The sequence below is a fragment of the Pseudomonas edaphica genome (assembly GCF_005863185.1).
Taxonomy (GTDB): Bacteria; Pseudomonadota; Gammaproteobacteria; order Pseudomonadales; family Pseudomonadaceae; genus Aquipseudomonas; species Aquipseudomonas edaphica.
On the sequence record NZ_VBVZ01000761.1, the window covers coordinates 1 to 2,646 of the forward strand.

At 59.8% G+C, this 2,646-nt stretch carries 2 protein-coding genes; one reads left to right on the forward strand and one right to left on the reverse strand.

Annotation, left to right across the window (positions count from 1 at the left end; genetic code table 11):
- Positions 1–272 precede the first annotated feature (272 nt).
- Complete coding sequence (nhaA, locus tag FEM54_RS30110) at positions 273–1,448, reverse strand: Na+/H+ antiporter NhaA (protein ID WP_138454015.1); 1,176 nt, start codon at positions 1,446–1,448, stop codon at positions 273–275.
- 215 nt (positions 1,449–1,663) lie between these two features.
- On the opposite strand from nhaA, the gene FEM54_RS30115 reads away from it, so the two are divergent.
- Positions 1,664–2,646: PLP-dependent cysteine synthase family protein (locus tag FEM54_RS30115; protein WP_138454016.1), on the forward strand; the 983-nt coding region annotated here is incomplete at its 3' end.

Consider the following 2,646-nt stretch of genomic DNA (forward strand, 5'->3'; position numbering starts at 1 on the left):
GAAACACACTCAGCGACGCAATAGCAGCGAAGCCGATGAAGGCTCTGGCTGCGATTCTTATATTTCTCAGGAACATGGGTTTTCGCTCGGGCTGGGAACGCGTTGAAGAGCTGTGTCAGGCGGGTGCCCCAGACGGGGCAGGCGGATCGCCACAATCCTTAGTCGGCGGCCGAGACAAAGTCTTTAGGCGTTACGCGAAAGTGTCATCTTCGCCAAAAGAAAAACCCCAACCGGGTAACCGGTTGGGGTTTTTTGTGGGGCGTTCAGAGTGTTCAGGCTTTCTTGCGACTCGCCAGCGCTGTGACCGCGTAGCCAATACAGGCTGCCAGGATCGACCCGGTGAGGATGCCCATTCGATCCTCACCCGCGAACTCACTGGCGCCCGGCACAAACGCCAGGGAGCCGACAAACAGGCTCATGGTGAAGCCGATGCCGCACAAGATGGCCACTCCCAGCACTTGGCCCCAATTGGCGCCGCTGGGCAGGGTGGCGATTCCGGTCTTGATGGCCAGCCAAGTGAGGCCGAACACGCCGATGGTCTTGCCGATCAGCAGGCCGGCAGCGATGCCCATGGGCACGTGGTGAGTGAAGCTGTCCAGGGTAACCCCGGTCAGCGACACGCCAGCGTTGGCGAAGGCGAACAACGGCAGGATAGCGTAGGCCACCCAAGGGTGCAGGGCGTGCTCCAGAGTCAGCAGTGGCGAGGGTTCGGCATTTTTGGTGCGCAGTGGAATGCAGAACGCCAAGGTTACCCCGGCCAGGGTGGCGTGCACGCCACTCTTAAGCACGCAGACCCACAGGATCAGGCCGATGATCATATACGGGCCGAGCTTGACCACGCCCAGGCGGTTCATCGCGATCAAGGCGACCAGGCACGTGGCCGCGCCCGCCAAGGCTGCATTCGACAGTTCGGCGGAGTAGAACACCGCGATGACGATGATAGCGCCCAGGTCATCAATGATGGCCAGGGTCATCAGGAACAGCTTCAGTGACACCGGTACACGCTTGCCGAGCAGGGCCAGGACGCCGAGTGCAAAAGCGATATCGGTGGCCATCGGGATTGCCCAGCCGGCGAGTGCGGCGGGGTTGTCCTTGTTCAGTGCCCAATAGATCAAAGCCGGCACCACCATGCCGCCAATCGCGGCCGCCCCCGGCAGTACCACTTGCGATGGCTTGGACAGGTGGCCGTCGAGCAACTCGCGTTTGACCTCCAGGCCGATCAGGAGGAAGAACAGCGCCATCAGGCCATCGTTGATCCACAGCAGCGCTGGCTTGGCGATTTTCAGCGCGCCAACCTGCGCCACCACCGGCGTATCGAGGAAGGCGCCGTAGAGGTGGGATAGTGGTGAGTTATTGATGATCAGCGCCAAAGCGGCAGCGGCGATCAATAACAGACCGCTGGCGGCCTCCAGCTGGAAGAAACGGGTGAAAGTGCTACGCAGAGGCAAGGGATGCTCTCCAATAAGGTTCAATAGGTGGGTACCCTAACCCGTACTGTTAGTTGTTAAAACAAAAGTTATATTCTTATTTGTTATAAGAGAGGGTCAGGATTGGTCTTGCGTCAAAGCTTAGCAATTGTGTGTCTAATTGAGTCGTCACTGTATCTGTGTGGCGTGTAGGAAAGCCCCTAAAATCGGGACTGAAACCCTTAGAGACTCACCTAATGAACGACCACCGTACCTGGGCTCGCGAAGCCATCCGTGTCATCGAAGCGGACTTCCAGCGCAGCGCCGACACGCACCTCATCCCTCTTCCGTTGCCGGGGCTGCCGGGTATCGAGTTGTACTTCAAGGACGAGTCCAGCCACCCCACTGGCAGCCTCAAGCATCGGCTGGCGCGTTCGCTGTTCCTTTATGCGCTGTGTAATGGCTGGCTCAAGCCGGGTGCGCCGGTGATCGAAGCGTCCAGTGGGTCTACTGCGGTGTCGGAGGCGTACTTTGCGCGTTTGCTTGACCTGCCGTTTATCGCGGTGATGCCGGCCACCACGTCCCAGGCGAAGATCGACCAGATTGCCTTCTATGGTGGCAAGAGCCATCTGGTAAAGGATCCGACGCAGATCTACGCCGAGTCCGAACGTTTGGCGAAGGAAAGTGGCGGTCACTTCATGGACCAGTTCACCTACGCCGAGCGCGCGACGGACTGGCGGGCAAACAACAACATCGCTGAGTCGATTTTCCAGCAGATGCGTTTTGAGCATTACCCGGAGCCGAGCTGGTTGATTTCCAGCCCCGGCACCGGTGGCACCACGGCGACCCTGGGCCGCTACGTGCGTTATCGCCAGCATTGCACCCGCGTGCTGTGTGCCGATGCCGAGCGTTCGGTGTTTTTTGACTACTACCAGACGGGCGATGCCAGTTTGCGTCTGGAGTGCGGTTCACGCATCGAAGGGATCGGCCGGCCACGGGTCGAGGCGTCGTTTTTACCCCAGGTGATTGATGCGATGGTCAAGGTGCCGGATGCGCTGTCATTGGCAGCCATGCATTACCTGGCCGAGCGGTTGGGGCGGCGGGTGGGTGGTTCCAGCGGGACTAACCTGATCGGCGCTTTGGTCGCGGCGCTGCAGATGAAAGCGGCGGGGGAGTCGGGGTCGATCGTGGCGATCTTGTGTGATGGGGGCGAGCGGTATGCGAACACATACTACGATCA